7 protein-coding genes are annotated in these 19,661 nt (G+C 71.0%); 1 reads left to right on the top strand and 6 read right to left on the bottom strand.

Going from position 1 to position 19,661, the window contains the following annotated elements; all coding sequences use genetic code 11:
• Positions 1–193: 193 nt before the first annotated feature.
• Genes narI through ACYVLT_RS33900 form a run of 4 tightly spaced genes read right to left on the bottom strand, consistent with a single transcriptional unit; the run spans position 194 to position 6,985 of the window.
• On the bottom strand, positions 194–919 hold the full coding sequence (gene narI, locus ACYVLT_RS33915; protein WP_461124240.1) for a respiratory nitrate reductase subunit gamma: 726 nt from the start codon (positions 917–919) through the stop codon (positions 194–196).
• On the bottom strand, positions 916–1,587 hold the full coding sequence (narJ, locus tag ACYVLT_RS33910; RefSeq protein WP_461124239.1) for a nitrate reductase molybdenum cofactor assembly chaperone: 672 nt from the start codon (positions 1,585–1,587) through the stop codon (positions 916–918). Before narJ ends, narI begins: the two co-directional genes overlap by 4 nt.
• Positions 1,584–3,287: a nitrate reductase subunit beta gene (gene narH / locus ACYVLT_RS33905; protein ID WP_461124238.1), complete on the bottom strand. Its 1,704-nt coding sequence runs from the start codon at positions 3,285–3,287 to the stop codon at positions 1,584–1,586. Before narH ends, narJ begins: the two co-directional genes overlap by 4 nt.
• Positions 3,287–6,985 (bottom strand): nitrate reductase subunit alpha, encoded by a 3,699-nt coding sequence (locus ACYVLT_RS33900; RefSeq protein ID WP_461124237.1) that lies wholly within the window; start codon positions 6,983–6,985, stop codon positions 3,287–3,289. The genes narH and ACYVLT_RS33900 overlap by 1 nt, the downstream gene beginning before the upstream one ends.
• Positions 6,986–7,627: 642 nt before the next feature.
• Between ACYVLT_RS33900 and ACYVLT_RS33895 the strand changes: the two genes are divergently transcribed.
• The gene (locus ACYVLT_RS33895) at positions 7,628–10,183 is read left to right on the top strand and encodes an ATP-binding protein (RefSeq protein WP_461124236.1); all 2,556 of its coding nucleotides are present in this window, start codon (positions 7,628–7,630) and stop codon (positions 10,181–10,183) included.
• Between the two features lie 7 nt (positions 10,184–10,190).
• On the opposite strand, the gene ACYVLT_RS33890 is transcribed toward ACYVLT_RS33895, so the two are convergent.
• Together ACYVLT_RS33890 and ACYVLT_RS33885 are read right to left on the bottom strand one after the other, a co-directional pair.
• Positions 10,191–10,661 carry a DUF4265 domain-containing protein gene (locus ACYVLT_RS33890; RefSeq protein ID WP_461124235.1) on the bottom strand — a complete coding sequence of 157 codons (471 nt, stop codon included), beginning with the start codon at positions 10,659–10,661 and terminating at the stop codon, positions 10,191–10,193.
• An 11-nt stretch (positions 10,662–10,672) separates the two neighbouring features.
• Positions 10,673–19,633, bottom strand: a complete 8,961-nt coding sequence (locus tag ACYVLT_RS33885) for a SpvB/TcaC N-terminal domain-containing protein (RefSeq protein WP_461124234.1) — start codon at positions 19,631–19,633, stop codon at positions 10,673–10,675.
• Between the last annotated feature and the right edge of the window lie 28 nt (positions 19,634–19,661).

The raw sequence follows: 19,661 nt of genomic DNA, 5'->3' as shown, positions 1-19,661 counted from the left end.
CCTCAGGTGAGGACACGGTAACCAGACGCTCACCCAGCGTCGAGCACCCCACGGGAGACCAGCATGAACACCACCATCACCACCACCGGCCGCCCGAACGACTGGCGGACCGGCCGTCCCAACGACTGGCGGCGCTGAAGGTCCCCACCGGGCAGCCCGGCCACGCCCCGCGCGCGGCCGGGCCCGCCCGGTCCTACTCGTGCTGGTCGCCCCACGCGCGGGCGTAACGGCTGGTGTCGGGGCGTTGGGGGTCACGGCGGCGGTACACCACGTACGGCCGGACGAGGTAGCCGACCGGGGCGCTGAACACGTGCACCAGGCGGGTGTACGGCCAGATGCCCAGCAGCACCAGGACGACCACGTTGTGCACCTGGAAGCTGAGCGGCGTGCCCGTCATCAGCTCCGGCCGCGCGGAGAAGGTGAACAGGCCGCGGAACCACACCGACACCGAGGCCCGGTAGTCGTAGCCGCCGCCGATCAGGTTCTCGCCCACGGTGTTGTACATCCCGGTGACGATCGCCGCCGCGAGGAACGCGTACATGATCGTGTCGCCGCGCGTGGTGGCCATGCGCACCGCGGACACCCTGATCCGGCGGTACAGCAGGATCGCCACGCCGGCCACGGTGGCCACGCCCGCCAGCGTCCCGGCCGTCACGGAGACCACGTGGTACATCCCGTCGGAGATGCCGACGAACTCGGTCCAGCTCTTGGGGACCAGCAGGCCGAGCACGTGGCCGCCGATCACGGCGAGCAACCCGAAGTGGAACAGCGGGCTGCCCAGGCGCAGCAGCCTGCTCTCGTGCATCTGCGAGGACCGGGTCGTCCAGCCGAACTGGTCGTGCCGGTAGCGCCAGACGTGCCCGACCAGGAACGAGGTCAGCGCGATGTACGGCAGGGCCAGCCACAGCAGCGTGCTCATCGTCGTCCTCCCGACTCGGCGTGCAGCGCGGGGTCCATCGCGAACGGCTCCAACCCCACGTCCTCCTCGGGCGGGCCCTCCGCGGCCAGCGTCGCGATCTTGCGCAGGTCCGCGGCGCTGATCTCCGGCAGCGTGGCGCACACCGCGTCCAGCACGGCCAGGTACGGCGACCCGCCCTCGGCGAGGGACAGCCGAACCATCTCCAGCACCGGGCGGTGCTCCACCAGCAGCCGCCGTCCGGCGACGGGGTCGGCGGTCGCGGCGAACTCCAGCACGACCGCGAGGTGGTCTGGCAGCTCGTGCTCGCCCAGCTCCACACCGGCCGCGCGGTAGGCGTGCTTGAACCGCAGCAGCGCCATGCCGCGCTTGCGGGTGTCGCCGTAGGCGTAGTACGACAGGTGCAGGCAGTTGCGCTTGCGCAGGTCGAAGGTCTCGACGTAGTGCTGCGCGAGCGCACCCTCCGCCGTGGACAGCGCGTGGTCGATGAACGACACGAGCGAGGGCCCGGCGGGCACCGGGAGGGACACCGCCGCCGCACGGAGGTCGGGCAGCATCGTGGTCACCGCCGCACTCGGGTAGTCGATCAGGAGCGCGGCGATCCGCCACACCAGCCGACTGTCCCGCTCCGGGGGAGCGTCGACCTTGTCCCGCTTGCGCAGCGCCTTCATCCGATGGCCTCCGGCTCGTGCGCGGCGCCGTTGCCCGTGCCGCCGTTGGCCACCGCGCCGTTGCCCGCGCCGCCGTTGCCCGTGCCGTTGTCCGCGGTCGCGTTGCCCCGGGTCGGGAACAGGCCCGCGGTGCCGACGCCGTCCCAGTCGAGCAGGTTGATGCGCTTGGTCTTGTCCGGTGGGGCCGCGCCGTTGGTGTCGGTCAGCTGGAACTTCTCCGCCATCACGTCGAACGCGGTCATGCCGGGACCGCCGTCCTCGTCCAGGCTGCACCCGGTGGTCAGGGCCTCCAGCCGGTGCGCGTCCGACCCGGCGCCGCCGGGGATCACGTAGCGGTCCTCGTACTTGGCGATGGCCAGCAGGCGGTACATCGACTCGATCTCGCCGGGCGCCAGCCGCACCGACGCGGCGATCGAGTCGTCCACGTCCTCACCGAGGTTGACCTTGCGCATGTGCGCGCGCATCGCGGCCAGCCGCTGCAACGAGGCCCGCACCGGGCTCACGTCACCGGCGGTGAACAGCTCGGCCAGGTACTCCACCGGGATGCGCAGCGCGTCGATCGCGCCGAACAGGTTGCCCGCGGCCTCGCCGTCGTGGCCGGTCTGGCTCAGCACGTCGACCACTGGCGACAGCGGCGGCACGTACCAGACCATGGGCATGGTGCGGTACTCCGGGTGCAGCGGCAGCGCGAGCTGGTAGTCGACGATGAGCCGGTACACCGGCGAGTTCTGCGCGGCCTCGATCCACTCGCCGGAGATGCCCGCCCGTTCGGCCTCCTCGACCACGCGGGGGTCGTGCGGGTTGAGGAAGACGCCGAGCTGCGCGGGGTAGAGGTCCTTCTCGTCGCTCACCGCCGCCGCCTCGCCGACCTTGTCCGCGTCGTAGAGCAGCACGCCGATGTAGCGCAGCCGGCCGACGCAGGTCTCCGAGCACACCGTCGGGATGCCCACCTCGACCCGCGGGTAGCAGAACGTGCACTTCTCCGCCTTGCCCGTCTTGTGGTTGAAGTAGATCTTCTTGTACGGGCAGCCCGTGACGCACTGCCGCCAGCCGCGGCACTTGTCCTGGTCGACCAGCACGATGCCGTCCTCGGCGCGCTTGTAGATCGCACCGGACGGGCAGGACGCCGCGCACGACGGGTTGAGGCAGTGCTCGCAGATGCGGGGCAGGTAGAACATGAACGTCTGCTCGAACTCCAGCTTGACCTGCTCGGAGAGCTTGCCCAGCAGGGGGTCCTTGCCGATCTGCTCCGGCCCGCCGCCCAGGTCGTCGTCCCAGTTGGCGCCCCAGGTCACCTTCGTGTCCTCGCCGGTGATCGACGACTTCGGGTTGGCCGTGGGGGTGGTGTCCGAAGGCGGGGCCGACAGCAGGTTCTGGTAGTCGTAGGTCCACGGCTCGTAGTAGTCGGCCACCGTGGGCATGTCCGGGTTGGCGAAGATGTTCAGCAGCCGCTTCAGGCGCGAGCCGGTGCGCAGGGTCAGCTTGCCGCGCTTGTTCAGCGCCCAGCCGCCCTTCCACTTGTCCTGGTCCTGGTACTGGCGCGGGTAGCCCTGACCCGGGCGGGTCTCCACGTTGTTGAACCACGCGTACTCGACCCCGCCGCGATTGGTCCACGCCTGCTTGCAGGTGACGCTGCACGTGTGGCAGCCGATGCACTTGTCCAGGTTCATCACCATGGCGAGCTGTGCCATCACGCGCATCAGTACTGCACCTCCTGGCTGCGGCGGCGAATGGTCGTGACCTCGTCCCGCTGGTTGCCCGTGGGACCGTGGTAGTTGAGCGCGAACGACTGCTGGGCGTACCCGCCGATGAGGTGCGACGGTTTGATCATCAGGCGGGTCAGCGCGTTGTGGATGCCGCCGCGCTTGCCGGTCGCCTCGGTCCGCGGCACGCCGACGGCCTTGTCCTGCGCGTGGTACATGAAGACCGTGCCCTCGGGCATCCGGTGGGAGACGATCGCGCGTGCCACCACGATGCCGTTGCGGTTGACCGCCTCGATCCAGTCGTTGTCCTTGACGCCGATCTTCTCGGCGTCCCGGTCCGACATCCAGATCGCCTGCCCGCCCCGCGACAGCGTGAGCATGTGCAGGTTGTCCTGGTAGGCCGAGTGGATCGACCACTTCGAGTGCGGCGTGAGGTACCGCACCGTGACCCCGCCGTTCACCCCGCCGTTCAGCGACCCGACCGACGGCTCGTCGAACAGCGCGGTCATGTCGAGCGGTGGCCGGAAGATCGGCAACTGCTCGCCGAGCTCGAACATCCAGTCGTGGTCGAGGAAGAAGTGCTGCCGCCCGGTGAGGGTGTGCCACGGCTTGAGCCGCTCGGTGTTGATCGTGAACGGCGAGTACCGCCTGCCGCCCGCCTCGCTGCCCGACCACTCCGGCGAGGTGATCACCGGCACCGGCCGGGCCTGGGTGTCGGGGAAGGTGATCCGCTTGCCCTCGCTCTCCGCGGCCAGGTCGGCGAGCTCGGTGCCGGTCCTGCGTTCCAGGGCGCGGAAGCCCTCCGTCGCCAGGCGACCGTTGGTCGTGCCGGACAGCGCCAGGATCGCCTCCGCGGCGTGGGTGTCCTTGGCCAGCGACGGCCGGCCGGCCGCGATGCCCGACGAGATCGTGCCGTTGGCGCCCTTGAGGTACTCCACCTCCTCGTCCGGGTGGACGGTGACGCCCTTGGTGGTCAGCCCGACCTGCTCGACCAGCGGCCCGAGGGCGGCCATCTTCTCGCCGACCGCCGGGTAGTCGCGCTCCACCACCACCAGCCGCGGCATCGTCTTACCGGGGATCGGCTCGCACTCGCCGGCCTTCCAGTCCAGCACCTGCCCACCCGGCTGCGCGGTGGCGTCGGCGGTGTCGTGGGTGAGCGCGACGGCCACGATGTCCTTGCGCTTGCCCAGGTGCTTCTCGGCCAGCCACGAGAACCCGCGGGCGATGCGGTGGAACGCCTCGAAATCCGTCTTCGTCTCCCACGGCGGGGAGATCGCGGGCGAGAAGGCGTGCACGTAGGGGTGCATGTCGGTGGAGGACAGGTCGTGCTTCTCGTACCAGGTCGCGGCGGGCAGCACGACGTCGGAGAACAGCGTGGTCGACGTCATCCGGAAGTCCAGCGACAGCAACAGGTCCAGCTTGCCGACCGGCGCCTCCTCACGCCAGGTCACGTCCTCCGGCCGGACACCGTCGGCGTCGCGGGCGCGCAGGTTCGTGTCGGTGCCGAGCAGGTGCTTGAGGAAGTACTCGTTGCCCTTGGCCGACGAGCCGAGCAGGTTCGCCCGCCACACGGTGAGCACGCGCGGGAAGTTCTCCGGGGCGTCCGGGTCCTCGCAGGCGAACCGCAGGTGCCCGGACTTGAGCCCGTCCACCACGTGGTCCGCGGCGGGCTTGCCCAGCCGCTCCGCCTCGTCGGCCAGGTCGAGCGGGTTGCGGTTGAACGTCGGGTAGCTCGGCATCCACCCCAGCCGGGTCGCGAGCGCGATGTTGTCGGCCGCGGTGCGACCGGCGAAGCGCCCGGTGCCCAGCGGCGAGGACATCACGTCCGAGGTGAACGGGTCGTAGCGCCACTGGTCGGTGGCCAGGTACCAGAAGATGGTGCCCTGCATGTGCCGGGGCGGGCGCTGCCAGTCCAACCCGAACGCCAGCGTCGACCACCCGGTGATCGGCCGGCACTTCTCCTGGCCGACGTAGTGCGCCCACCCGCCGCCGTTGACGCCCTGGCAGCCGGTGAGCATGGTCAGGGACAGGAACGAGCGGTAGATCTGGTCGGAGTGGAACCAGTGGTTGGTGCCCGCGCCCATGAGGATCATGGACCGGCCCTTCGAGCGCTCGGCGTTGTCGGCGAACTCCCGGCCGATCCGCTCGGCCGCGGCGGCGGGCACCCCGGTGATCCCCTCCTGCCAGGCGGGCGTGTAGGGCTGGGTGGCGTCGTCGTAGCCGGTGGGCCACTCGCCGGGCAGGTCGCCGCGGCGCACGCCGTACTGGGCGAGCAGCAGGTCGAACACCGTGGTCACCCGCCGACCCGCGATGATCCGGGTCGGCACGCCGCGGTGCAGCACGCCCGGCTCCGAGGTGTCGAACCGGGGCAGCGCGACGGTGACCGGGTCGCCGCCGTGCACCGACAGCAGCGGGTCGACCTCGCCGAGGTCGAGGTTCCACTTGCCCTGCCCGGAGTCGGTGAACCGGTGTCCGAGCGATCCGGGCGGCACCACCGGCTTGCCGTCGGCGTCGAGGAGGACCGTCTTGGACTCCGCGCCCTCGGTGGTGTCGCCGAGGTCCGCGGCGGTGAGGAACTTCCCCGGCACGTGACCGTCGTCGGTCTCGGTCAGGGTGACCAGGAACGGCAGGTCGGTGTACCGCTTGACGTAGTCGGTGAAGTACGGGGTGGTCTTCTCGACGAAGAACTCCCGCAGGATCACGTGTCCCATCGCCATGGCGAGCGCGGCGTCGGTGCCCGGGCGCGCGGGCAGCCACTCGTCGGCGAACTTGGTGTTGTCGGCGTAGTCCGGTGAGACCACGACGACCTTCTGGCCGCGGTAGCGCGCCTCGGTCATGTAGTGCGCGTCGGGCGTGCGGGTGACCGGGACGTTCGAGCCCCACATGATCAGGTACCCGGCGTCGAACCAGTCCGCCGACTCCGGCACGTCGGTCTGGTCGCCGAACACCTGCGGGCTCGCCACCGGCAGGTCGGCGTACCAGTCGTAGAAGCTCAGCATCGAGCCGCCGACCAGCGAGACGAACCGCGCCCCGGCCGCGTGGCTGACCATGGACATCGCCGGGATCGGCGAGAAGCCCGCGACCCGGTCCGGGCCGTAGCGCTTGATCGTGTGCACGTGCGCGGCGGCGACCATCTCGGCCGCCTCCCACCACTCGGCGCGCACGAACCCGCCCATGCCGCGGGCGGCCTTGTACCGGCGGGACTTCTCCGGGTCCTCGACGATGTCGGCCCAGGCGAGCACCGGGTCCTTCAGCCGTTGTTTCGCCTCGCGGTAGAACTCCAGCAGCACGCCGCGCACGTACGGGTAGCGCACGCGGGCGGGGGAGTAGGTGTACCAGGAGAAGGAGGCGCCGCGCGGGCACCCGCGGGGCTCGTACTCCGGCTTGTCCGGACCGATCGACGGGTAGTCGGTCTGCTGCGACTCCCAGGTGATCACGCCGTCCTTGACGTAGACCTTCCACGAGCAGGAGCCCGTGCAGTTCACCCCGTGGGTGGAGCGGACCACCTTGTCGTAGGCCCACCGGTCCCGGTAGAACACGTCGGCGCCGCGGCCACCGATCTGGTGCAGGGTGCGCCCGTCCGCGGAGGTCTCGCCTCGCTGGAAGTGCCTGGCCAGGCGCAGCAGCGAGTCGCCGATCTCGGAATCTTTCTCCGCACCGTCCGGACGAACGCTGCCGGCGGAGAAATTCGACACGGCGATCACCTCCGAGGTAATAGTGAATCGCAAATTCGGCAGTCGGTCGTTTATTGACCCTGCTCGGTCAGTCACGATAGGGGCCGGCAGGGTGGCTGCCAAGAAAGGATTGACATTCGCACGTTATCCCGGTGGAGGTGGTGAGCGTGACGTAACGTCCCGTTTACCACCACCTTGCCCGACGTGCCCGGACCGTACCTGCGCTACCCCGTCCCACCTGCTACAACGTCCGTCTCGGGCCTGGTCGGCACCGTGCGTGACCGGGCGTCGCCCGACAGGTCCACACGTATCTTTAACATCCAAGTCACATCGCCGCCGGCGCGGGGCCGGAACTACCACCGGGTAGGGATCGGTATTGGGTATTTCCGGGGCAGGAATTCCCCCCCGCGACGGCCCTCGACGTAATCCCGGGCTCGCGCCACCGGGAGAGTCCCTGAAGACCCGCTTCGATTGTGTCGCAGCGGAGCCGGGAACCGCGTGGCCCTGGAGTGGCCGGGCTCAACCGGCTCCGCCGCGTCGTCCGGGCTCGCCTGCTTCCCCCTCGCACCCGGACTCCTCGACTCTCCCGTCATCCGGTCGGACGTGCGCACATCCCAAACGAATCCACAGCTGCCTCGTCGCCGTCAGGCCTAGGCTGGGTGCGTGTCGCTCCCCGACCCGGGTGGTGCCCGCACGCTCGACGGGATCACCGAGTGCCTGCGGTTGTTGAAGTCGTGGGCGGGGGAGCCCTCGTACGAGGTGATCACGAGCCGGATCAACGCCGCGTGGACGGAGGCGGGTCTCCCGGCCGGGGAACTGGCCCGGAGGGGGACCGTCGTCGACTGCTTCCGAGCGGGCAGGCGAAGGATCAACACCGACCTCGTCGTGGCGGTCGTGCGGGCGTTGCACCCGGACGTGGGTTACGTCGCGCAGTGGCGGCAGGCGTTGCGAGTGGTCCTCGGCGAGACGCGCGCGGCGGCGCAGGTCCGGGTCCAGGACGAGTTGCCGCAAGACCTGGCCGGGTTCACCGGTCGCGCCGCCGAACTCGACCGGTTGGTGGAGGCGCTGTCACGCGGCGCCCGGGCGCCCGCACCGGTGGTGATCTCCGCGATCGAGGGCATGGCAGGCGTCGGCAAGACCCGCCTCGCCGTCCACGTCGGCCACCTGCTCGCCCACCAGGACCCCTTCGACCGGGTGCTGTTCGTCAACCTGCGGGGCTTGCACCCCGACCCCGCCCAACCCCCGGTCGACCCGGCCGCGGTGTTGGACGGGTTCCTGCGAATCCTCGGGATGCCCGGCCAACTGGTCCCTCGCGACCTGCACGCCCGCACCGCCGCCTACCGCAACCGGCTCGCGGGCACCCGAACCCTGGTCGTGCTCGACAACGCCGCCTCCGCCGACCAGGTCCGCCCTCTGCTCCCGGACGTCCCCGGATGCCCCGTCGTGGTGACCAGCAGGCGGCGTCTCGCCGGTCTTCGCCCGGCGACGCACCTCGTGGTGGACGTCTTCGCTCCCGACGAGAGTGAACGGTTCCTCGCCCAGGCCACGCCCGGCGTGCCGGTCGGCCCGGACCCGGGCGCGGCGGCGCGGATCGCACGGCGCTGCGGCCACCTGCCGCTGGCTCTCGGCCTGGTCACCGCACACATCCGTGCCACGCCCGGCTGGACCCTCACCGACCACGCCGACCGGCTCGACGAACGCCACCGCGACCGGCGCCTGGACACGGGGGTCGAACTCGCGCTCGACCTGTCCTACCGGCACCTCTCCGCCGACCGGCGACGATTGCTCCGGCTCCTGGCGCTGCACCCCGGTCAGGACTTCGACACCGACGCGGCAGCCGCACTTGCCGACGCGGACGCCGCGACCGTCCGATTACTCCTGGACGACCTGTGCGCCGACCACCTGCTGCAACAGAGCGCTCCAGGCCGGTACTCCTACCACGACCTGGTCCGCGACTTCGCCGCGTCCCAGGCCGTCGACGAGGACCGCCCACCCGAACGCCGCGCCGCCCGGACCCGGCTGTTCGACCACTACCTGGCCACCGCCACGGCCGCGATGGACACCCTCTTCCCGGCCCGGGTCCACCGCCCCGCGGCAGGACCACCGGTCCCGGCTCTGAACGGTCCGACCACGGCGCGAGCGTGGCTGGACACCGAACGCCCGACACTCGTCGCCGTCGCCGCGCACACCGCGGCCCATGGCTGGACCGCGCACACCACCCGGCTGTCGACCACGCTGTTCCGCTACCTCTCCTGCGATCACCCCACCGAGGCGCTGGCGATCCACGGCCACGCCCGGGACGCCGCCCGGCAAGCGGATGACCCGGACGCGGAGGCCCACGCGCTGATCGGCCTCGGCGGCGCCCACACGCAGTTGGGTCGCTACCCGATCGCCACCGAGCACTTCCGGCACGCCCTACTGCTGTTCCGGCGGACCGGTGACCTGGTCGGCCAAGCCCGTGCGCACGCCAACCTCGGTGTGATCGAAGCACGGTCGGGCCGCTACCGGGCAGCCGCCGACCACTGCGCACGAGCCCTGGCCGTCTCCCGTCCGTCCGGCGACCGGGCCATCGAGATCAACACGCTGAACAACCTCGGCCAGATCGAAGGGCGTCTGGGCCACCACGACGCGGCGGCGGAGCGTCACCGGAGGGCGCTGACCCTGTCACGACAGACCGACAACCGCGACGCCGAAGCCATCGCGCTCAAGCACCTCGGTGACGTCGAGGCGCGGCTCGGTCGCTACGAATCGGCCTCTGACCACCTCCACGAGGCGCTGGCCCGGTACCGCCGGATCGGCAACCTCGACGGCGAAGCCGGAGCGCTGCACGGCCTCGGCGCCCTCCAGAGCCGCCTCGGCAGGCCCGCTCAGGCCGTCGGCCACTACCGGGAGGCACTCGCCATCGCCCGCAGGATCGGCAATCGGCACTTCGAGGCTTGGGCGCTCAACAGCCTGGGCGACGTCGCCCGCGCCGCCGGCCGGCCGAAGGACGCCCTCACCCACCACCTCGCGGCACTCACGATTGCCAACGAGATCGGTGCGCGGGACACCCAGGCCAACGCCCACGCCGGGCTCGGCCACGCGCACCGCGCCCTCGGTGACACCGCCCAGGCCCGCCGGCACTACCAGCAGGCCACCACCCTGTACACCGAGCTCGACCTGCCGGAAGCCGACGACCTGCGCGACCACCTCACCACCGGCGACGACCGCGCCTCCTGAACGCCGGCTAGTCGAGCCACCAGTTGAGCGGGGTGCTGTCGTCGGTGGGGTCGTAGACGTTGGCGTAGTACCACTCGCCGGCGGGGACGGCGGTGCGGTAGCGGGTCAGGGCGGCTTCGACGGGGGCGAAGCCCGCCTGGAACGGGATGGTGAACACGGTCAGGGAGCTGGACTTGTCCCTGGTCCAGCCGACCCCGTCGGACCAGCCGCCCAGTGATTCCAGCTCGGCCCTGAGGCGGGCGAGGTCGGCACCGGCGGACGCGGGGGCGCTCACGTGCACCGCGATGTTGCCGCCTCGCTCGACCACCTCGAAGGAGTGGTCCGGCCCGACGCGCAGCAGATCGCCCGCGGCGGCGCCCATGGCCAGGCCGGGCGACGCGGACAGGCGCCACCCGGCGCCCTCCCGGACGGCCGGCACGTCCTCGTGCACCGGCCGGCCGGAAGGGCCGATCTGGACCAGCAGTCGTACGATCGCCACGCCGTCCGATCCTAGTCGGTTCGTCCGTACGGGGCGCCGCAACTACCTCGCTCCGCGCACGACATGCCCGGTCTCGGCGCGCCCCTGTTGCCCGCGCTGAGGTTGCACGCCGCGCCCTCCAGGCACACGTTGGCCCTGGACAGGTTCCCACCCTGCGAGGTCGGCACGTTGCGGTGTCCCAAGTGGACGTTGGACGGGTTGGTGGTGGTCTGGCCGCAGCGCCAGCAGCGGTAGATCCCGCCGGCCTGGTCGGCCTCGTCTATCAGGGCGTCGCGGACCGCCTGCTGGCCGGCTCGCGAACCACCGGTCGGTCCGCCGGCGCTGGCCGCGACCTCGGCCGCGGTGGCGCCCTGGCCGTCACGCAACACCGTGCCGGCGCCGCCGGTCGGTTGCTGCGTGGCGGGGCGGACCGTCGGTGTGGTCGCCGGGGGAGCGGCCGCGGGTGGGGTACCGCGGACCGAGCGGATGATGGCGCCGCCACCCTTGACCACACCGAAGGTGACGCCGGAGATGACCGCGTCGGTCGCGACCGCCCCGACGGTCTGCTCCTCACCGGCGATCGCCCGGGAGGTCGCACCGGCGACCACGCCCGCACCCACCGCGGCGGTGCCCTGCGCGGCGAGGGTCAGGCCCATGGTCGCACCGGCGACGGCACCGGAGATCACGCCCGCGGCGGCGGCGCCGGCGAGGCGGCCACCGTTGAACTCACCCTTGACCGCTTGGCGGACACCCTCGACCCCGACCCCGATCAGCAGGCCGACACCGGCGCCGATCGCGATGTTGACCCACCGCCCGTCCGGGTCGACGAGCCGGATGGGGTTGTGCTGGCCGTAGGTGTACAGCCCGAGGTTCGCCGGGGCGTAGACCCCGCCGTTCGGCGCACCGTCCAGGTAGGACTCCAGCGCGGGGTCCGGGCTCTGCCAGAGCTGGGTGCGCGGGTCGTAGTACCGGGCACCGAAGTAGTACAGGCCCGTCTCGGGGTCGATCTCCTTTCCGGTGTACTGGTGCGGCACCGGCTGCGCGGGGTGCTCGCTGACCCAGGACTCGCCGGCGGCGAAGTACTTCGCGTGCTCGGTGAGCCCGCCGGCGTTGTCGGTGACGAAGCTGGTCGAGCTCAGGTGGTCGCCGTGCGAGTAGTACTGGCGGTCCTCGAACCGGTGGTCCGGCTCGACCGCCTTGGTGATCAGCTTGGTCGGCCCCACGTAGACGTGCTTGAACTCGTGGTTGCCGCGGGTGGAGTAGTTCTGGTTGGGGTAGACGTGGAAGTTGGCGCCGTCCTTGATGACGCGGTTGCCCTCGTCGTCGTAGCGGTGCCGCGCCCGGTTGGCCGTGCCGCCCGCGTTGTCGCAAGACGCCGGTGTCTGCGGCAGGGTGTGCGACTGCACGTTCTCGTGCGTGCACGCCAGCCGGTTCTCCTCGTCCCAGATGAGCTGGCGGCGCGGCCTGGGCTGCTCCGACTTGCTGATCTGGTTGCCGTTGGCGTCGTAGCCGACGGTGAACGGCCCGATGCCGGTCGGCGCGTGCGGCTGGTCGCCGCCGTAGGTGTAGCCGTAGTTGTACGTGGTCTTCTTCTGCACGACGGCGTTGCCGTCGCTCACCATCTCGTGCCGCTGGTTCTTGTCGGTGATGTTGTGCACGGTGTCGTAGGTGAGGTCCAGCGAGTACCGGTCGGTCCGCGGCGTGCGCGGCTGGTACACGCCCTCGGCGTGGGTGAGCCGGTACAGGTCGTCGTAGCCGAACGTCTGCGTGCTCGGGCCGCCGACCTGGCGGCCGACCTCCGGTCCGCTCGGCGCCACCACGTCGTTGGCGATCGTGGTGACGTTGCCGACCGCGTCGTAGGAGTAGTCCTGGTTCTGGAAGACGTGGTTGCCGTGCTGGTCGTCGAGCTGCGCGCGCATGTTGGCGAGCCTGCGGTTGACCGAGTCGTAGGTGTACTCGGTCCGCGTGCCGTTGCCGGTCCGCTGCACCACGCGCTGCTCGAACTTGTCGTAGTCCAACCGGGTCAGGTACTCGTAGGTGGAACCGGCCTTGACCCCGGTGGCAGCGTCGACCTGACCACCGCTGTTGTACCGGTAGGACAGCACCTCGCCGTCCGGGTAGGTCAGCGCCAGCATCCGGTTCCACGTGTCGTAGCGGTAGCGCGTGGTGTAGGAGCGGGTCTGGTTGCCCTGGACCGAGACGGTGCGGGACTCGCTGGTGATCTCGCCCAGCGGCCCGTACTCGCGGGCGGCGGAGCCGGCGCCGTCGGTGATCGCGGTGATCCGGCCCGCGCCGTTGTTCGGTGCGCCGGGTCCGCCGTAGGTGTAGGTGACGTTGTTGGCGGCGAAGACCGGGTACCGGATCCTGACCAGCCGGTTCTGGTCGTAGTCGTACTCGATCGCCTGACCGGTGGCGGCGAGCTTGGCGGTGACCCGGCGGACCGGGTTGTCGGTGAGGTCGTACGCGGTCTCCGTGCGCCCGGAGTCGGGGCTGTCCACCACCGTGCGCCGACCGAAGTCGTCGTACGCCGACGTGGTGACGTTGCCGTGGTCGTCGGTGGCCGAGGTGAGCTGCGCGAGCGGGTCGTGGCCGTAGCTGGTCCAGATGACCGGCTGGCCGCCGGCGGGGTTGAACTCCTTGACCGCCGTGGTCAGCTCGCGGACGTCGGTGTAGGTGTGCTTGGGCTTGCCGTTCGCGTCCGTGGCCACCAGTTCGAACTGGGTCGCACCGGCCCGGTCCGGACCGAACCCGTACCTGTTCGCGGTCTCGGTGCCGTCCGGCAGCACGGTCCTGACCGCGCGGTCCTGGACGTCGTAGAACAGCCGGGTCGGGGCGACCGGGTCGACCGCGGTGTTCAGCGCGGTGTTGGCCGGTCCCTTCGGCTCGGTCACCGGGAAGCGCGTCTCCACCACCCGTCCGACGAAGTCGAAGACCGTCCGGCCGGACACGGTCATCACGTCCTGCGCCGGCTGGTCCGGTGCGACGTGCACCGCGGCGTCCTTCTTGGTCTGGATGACCCGCTTGAGCCCGTCGGCGAAGGCGATGGTGTCGATGGTGTCGGCCCGGACCGCGCCGCCCGCCTCCCGGTCGACGTGCCGGGTGACCGCGTACGGCACCGGCGCCTCCGGGTGGTACTCGAAGTCGATCGTGACCCGGTTCTCCGGCGCCTCGTGCGGACCGGTGACGGTGTCCACCCGGCCGACGGTGTCGTAGGTGTTGCGCACGACCTGGTTGTTGGTGTCGGTCGTGGTCTCCACCAGGCCGAACTTCAGGTTGTGGGTGGACCGGGTCTGCAGGCCGAAGCTGTCGGTGACGCTTTCGAGGTGCACCCCGACCACCTGGTCGTAGGTGTAGTCGAGCCGGTACCGCTGCCCGGTCGCGTTGGGCGGCTTGATCACCGACCGGAGGTTGCCGTTCGGCAGGTACTCGATGTCGGTGACGGCCTCGGCGCCGCCGGCCAGCCGCGCCCGCACCTGGCGGACGTCGCCCGTCGCGCAGTCCACGACGGACTCGCGGTGCCGCATGGGCGTGCCGTTGCCGAACACGTCGATGACCTTCGGGGTGCCGACGATGTGACCGGGGGCGCAGGCGGCGTCCTCGGCCGTGTACCGCACCCTCGTGTCGACGTCGTCGCCCGGCCCGGCGTCCGCGGCGTCGAACCGCCTGGTCATGTTGCCGAACGCGTCGTAGTCCATCTCGACGAACGTCGACTTGCCCGGGTTCGGCTGCCCCTCGAAGAACCGGCGGTCGGTCCGGGCCAACGTCGGGAAGAGCGTCGCCGTGGTGCTCTTGGCGTCGGCCTGGCCGCCCGGGGTGAGCACGTCCCGCAGCGCGTAGGTGTGCTGCGTCTCCACGAACGGGTTGCCCGCCGCGTCGGTGGTCAGCTCGCGGCGTTGCAGGCCGCGGGTGTAGTGGCTGTCGTTGTGGAACTCGCGGATCACGTTGCGGTACACGGCGTCGCCGGCACCGGGGTCGCGGTGCCGCTCGGTCACCGTGGCGTAGCCGTAGAAGTCCCGCTCCAGCCGGTCGAAGGAGCCGTTCTGGTACTCGTAGGTGACCAGCTGGTCGTCCTGCCCGTCACCGGGCTGCCCGTCGTGCACCGAGACCCGGTTGAGCACCCAGCGCGACTGCGGCTGACCGTAGGTGTTGCCGTCGCGGCCGTAGTCGAACGCCATCCGCGCGCCCATCGGACGGGTCACGCCGCGCAGCAGGTTGGTGCGGCCGGTGCGGTTGCGCGCGACCGACAGCTCGTCGTCCTCGGTGGACGCGAGGTGGTCGGCGTTGCCGTCGCCGTCGATGTCGCGCAGGGACTGCTCGGTGCGGCTCGACCCGGTGGAGAGGTCGGCGCCGGGGTTGATGACGACGCACACCGCGGTGAAGCAGATGCCGAACGTGAAGTAGACACCGCCGCCGAGCTTGGCGTTCTGGTCGCCGTTGATCCCGGCCAGGCTGCCGTGGAAGGGGGTCTCGGCCTCGAACCCGTTGCCGGTGTTGAGCGCGACCTTGATCGGCGTGCCCGCGCGGACCCGGTCGAGCAGCCCGTCCCCGTTCATGTCCATCAGCGTGCTGGAGGTCGAGCTGCTGCCCTCGCTGTACGAGGCACCACCGGCGAACCCGTAGAAGTCGGTGTTGAACCCGATGTTCACGCCGGCGTTCTCGCCGCTGCCGTCGTTGAGCGGGGCGGGGTTGCGCCACGGCTCGGGCTGGCCGAACCGGTAGCCCAGGTTCAACGCCACCCGACCGTCGGCGTACACCCGGTCCGGCAGGTCGTCGCCGTTGACGTCCAGCAGGTCGAACCTGCTGTCGGAGGTGCTGCCGCCCAGGTTCAGGCCGACACCCAGCGGTGGCATGTCGTTGCCGGACTGCGAGGTGTTCGCGGCGGCGTGTCCCGGCGGGGTCGCGTGGCCGCGCCCGGTGCCGATCGTGCGCGCCGCGCTGCCCGCGCTGGCGTTGCCGGAGACGTTCTCGCTGCGCCGCACGGCGCCGTCGGGCAGCGAGCCCTTGGTGGCGCCCAGCCCGCCGACCATGTCGGAGTACTGGATGCCGCCGGAGCCGACCACGTCCGGGAACTGGTCGCCGTTCATGTCGATGAAGTCGACCTCGCCGCTGCTGTCACCGGTCGCGACGCTGCCGCCGATGGAGCCGACGCCGCCACCGACGCCGCCGGTGAGGGAGATCTGCTCGGACCGGGACAGCCGCGGCACCGCCGTGGCGTCGGCGAAGTCCGACGGCTTGGGCAGGCTGATCGACTCGATGCCCAGCCGCGAGCTGCTCACGCCGGACTTGGCCACCCAGCTGTGCTCGCCCGCGCCCCAGCGCTTGGACTTCGGCGACGGCGAGAAGGGCGCCACCTTCGGCGGGTCGATGCGGGGGTCGGCCGCGAACTCGTCCTTCTGCGCCTGCGGGTCGACGCTGTCCGGCAGCTGGTCGCCGAAGTTCTCGTCGATCACGAGGTCGCCCTGGACGACCGGTTGGTCGGCCCTGTCCCGGTTGCCGTTGTAGCCGATGGCCGCCCAGCCGCGGTACGGCTGGCTGAACGCGCCCTCCTCGGCGGGGCCGCGGAACACGCTCTGGGGCGTCGCCGAGCCGCCCTGGCCGAACGCGACGGAGACCGACTGCCCGGTCAGGAACCCGCGCAGCTTCGGGTCGGTGGTGCTGAAGTCGAAGAACAGCTCGTCGTCGGCGCCCGCGTCGACGGTGAACGCGGCCGGCGCGGTCACCTGCCCGTCGACCACCTCGAAGAACCGCTTGGCGAGCAGCTCACCACGCCGTTTGACGGTGAACGCGACGCGCGCGGTCGGCTGCTCGGAGCCGAACGCGAACGACAGGCTCGGGGTGACGGTGAGCTGGTCGTCCTGCGGCACGTCCAGGAAGCCCTGGGGTCCGGTCAGCCCGTCGACGGGGTAGAGGTCGAGGTCGTACGGCGGGTGCACGTCGATGAGGAACTCGCCGTTCGGCCCGGTGACCCGGTCCACGCCCTCGGCCGCCGTGTAGTACGCCCGCGGGGTCCACTCGAGCTGGTCGACGTCGATCGGCGAGTCCACCCGCACCCGCCACTTGAGGATCTGCCCCTTCTGCACCGGGACGTCGAGGTCCAGCGGGACCGTGCCGGCCGACCCGGCGGCCAGGGTCTGCTCGAACACCGGCGTGCCGTCCCGGGTGACGACCACCGTGACGTCGTCGGTCGTGGCGGCGCGCTTGAGCAGGTCACCGGACAGGTGCATGGTGCCGGTGAGCGGCACCTTCACCTGCGACGCGCGCCCGCCGAGCGTGAAGTCGCGCGAGGCCTGGAACCGGTGCTGCGGCAGCCCGTTGACGTCCGTCGTGTCCGGCACGTCGAGGTAGCTGATCGTCGGGTCCCAGGCCACCTGGTCCAGGCCGCCGTCGAACGCGGACTGCACGCGGAAGTAGAGCCGCTGACCGCGGGTGACCGTGATCGAGTCGACGCCGGACGGCGTGTGCTCGGCGTTGTCGCTCGCCTCGATCCGCCGCGACCACAGCTCGGCGTCCTCGTGCTGGATCGCCACGCGCACGCCGTCGGCGGTGTTCGAGTCCGCCCGCCGTGCCGCGGTCTCGTCGGCGAGCTTCACCGCGCCGTCGATCCGCACCCGGCCGTCGAACGGGGCGACCCACCGCCGGAGGCTGTCCAGCAGCGGGAACGAGTCGACCATGCGCTCCTGGTCGGCGGCGTAGTCGGGCAGCAGGCCGGTGGTGTCGACCTGGCCCGCGCCGACCGGCACCGGGGTGTCACCGCTGACGCCGTACACCGGCGTGCCGTTCGGTCCCACCCGGCCGAACAGCACGGCCGTGCCGTTCACCAGGTCGCTGATGCCGTCGCCGTTGACGTCGCTGAAGTACTGCGTGGTCTTGGAGAACGTGTTGACGTAGTCGAGCTGCGCGGCGACGGCGCCGGCGTAGCCCTCGATGCCGAGGGTGAGGGAGTTGCTGCTCTCGCCCTGGATGCCGGGCAGGTTGAGCGGCGTCGCCGACTCGGCGAACCGGGGCTGACCGGTCGGGCCGGACAGGTTGCGGCGGTACTTGACCGTCCCGCCGTCGGTGAAGACCTTGTCCGGCAGGGAGTCGCCGTCCACGTCGATGAGCGCGAGCAGCCCGTTGTCCTCGGCGTGGTTGAAGCCGACCTTGACGCCCACCGAGCCGGACTTGGTCGGCGACGTGCCGACGCCGACGTAGACGTGGCCGCCGCCACCGACGCTGGTGTTCGCGTTGAGCGCGCTGGCGTTGCCCGCCTCGTCCGGGGTGAGGTTGAGCGCGTCGTTGCCGAGGTCGTCGTCGGGCGAGGTCCAGCCGACCGAGTCGAACGCCTGGTACTGGCCCTGCGCGTCGCGGATGTCGTCGAAGTACTCGAACTGGTGGGTGTTGAACGGCGCGCCGTCGGAGCCGAGCTGGGACACCGAGCGCAACAGGGTCTTGAAGAACGCGCCGGTGGTGTAGTCGAACCGGTACCGGCGGATCAGCTCGCCGTCGAGCGTGACGTCGACCTGGCGCAGCAGGTCGGCCGCCACCCGCTTGAACCCGCCCCGCGCGTCGATCGTCTTGTCCGGGCGCGGCGACTCGCCCAGCTGGCGGTCGCGCAGGAAGGTGACCGCGTAGCGGCCCTCGGCGTCACCGTGGCCGGTGTAGGTGATCCGGTCCGGGTAGAGGTTGCGGCCGGGCTCGGCGCCGCCCTCGATCCCGCCGTCCTCGACCAGGGTGTGGTGGTACCGCATGAGGTTGTCGTTGGCGTCGCGCACCTCGCGCAGCGCCCACACGTAGACGTTGCCGGCGCCGTCGGCCAGGGTGGTGTTCGCGTCGGGCTCGGACGCGCCCTCGCCGGCGCCGTAGAACCAGCGGGTGCCGGTCTTGTCGGTGATCTCCCAGCGGTAGTTGCGCGGGTTGTCGCCGTGCCGCACGATCCGGTCGAACTTGCCCTCGACCCTGGCGTGGAACACCTTCTCCGCCACCCGCGACTGGAGCTCGCCGCGGTTGGCGACCGGCGTGAGCTGTTCGCCGTTGAGCAGGTAGGTCTCGGTTTCCAGGCCGGCGTCGTAGCGCGGCACGCCCCAGCGGGTGTCGATCGTGATGGCGGGTGTGCCGACGTCCCAGCCGACGCCCAGCCAGCCGTTGCCGCCCGCGGAGTTGTAGCGCACGTCCAGCTTGGGCTCCAGGCCCTCGCGACCCCGGGGCACCTCGATCGGGTAGCTGAGCCGGTTGTCGCCCTGGTTGTTCGCGCCCGGCGGGAGGATCAGGTTCACCCCCGCGCCCGGGTCGGCCGCCTCGATGTCCTTGATCTGGTTGGGGTTGAAGGACGTGCCCTCGGCGTGCTCGGGGACCGTCACGGTGGCGTTGACCATGGTGGTGAAGTGGTTCGTGGTCGAGACGATCACGTGGTTGGTCTCGTCCACCGACACCCTGGGCAACGGCTTCCAGCACCCGCCGAGTTCGTCGTAGAAGAACGTGAACACGTCGTTGGCGGTGAAGTCCGCGCTGATCAGCGTCGGGTCGTAGGGCAGGCTGACGGTGATGTCGTCGGAGAACGTGTGCGGGGTCGGCGTGAACTCGTAGCCGCGTCGGGGCCCGGTGGTCACGTTGGTCATGCCCGGGTCCAGGTCCGGCACGCGCCCCGCGCCCAGCGGGGTGATCCCGACGCCGACGGGTAACTTGACCGCGCTCGGGCGGATCTCCAGCTTGGCCCCGTCGTGCTCCACCACCGCGGGCGCCTTCCCGCCGGGTCGCACGATCGTCTGGTGCTTGGGCAGGTCGGCGGCGCGCGCCGCGGACACCGGGCGCGCCTGCGCGGAGCTGACGTCGCACTGCCCGGTCAGCGCGGCCTCCTGGCCGCCGTTCGCGCCGATGGAGGTCGACCGGCTCGTGGTCCCGGGCTGTGACGCCGAGACCCCGGCGACCGCCAAGGCGACCATGGCGCCCAGCGCCAAGCCCTTCAGCAGTTTCGTCCTCCGGCTGAACGGCAGGTGGCCAGCGAAGATCCGGCTCATTGATCCACTCCTGGGGTGGCGGTGCGCA

Source organism: Saccharothrix stipae (assembly GCF_054781895.1).
The sequence above is the reverse complement of the archived record's forward strand: the minus strand, read 5'-3'. Positions and strand labels throughout refer to the sequence as shown.

Coding starts and splice junctions, on each gene's coding strand:
- ACYVLT_RS33885 (WP_461124234.1), bottom strand. CDS start 19,633: ATGAGCCGGATCTTCGCTGGCCACCTGCCGTTCAGCCGGAGGACGAAA.
- narH (WP_461124238.1), bottom strand. CDS start 3,287: ATGCGCGTGATGGCACAGCTCGCCATGGTGATGAACCTGGACAAGTGC.
- narI (WP_461124240.1), bottom strand. CDS start 919: ATGAGCACGCTGCTGTGGCTGGCCCTGCCGTACATCGCGCTGACCTCG.
- narJ (WP_461124239.1), bottom strand. CDS start 1,587: ATGAAGGCGCTGCGCAAGCGGGACAAGGTCGACGCTCCCCCGGAGCGG.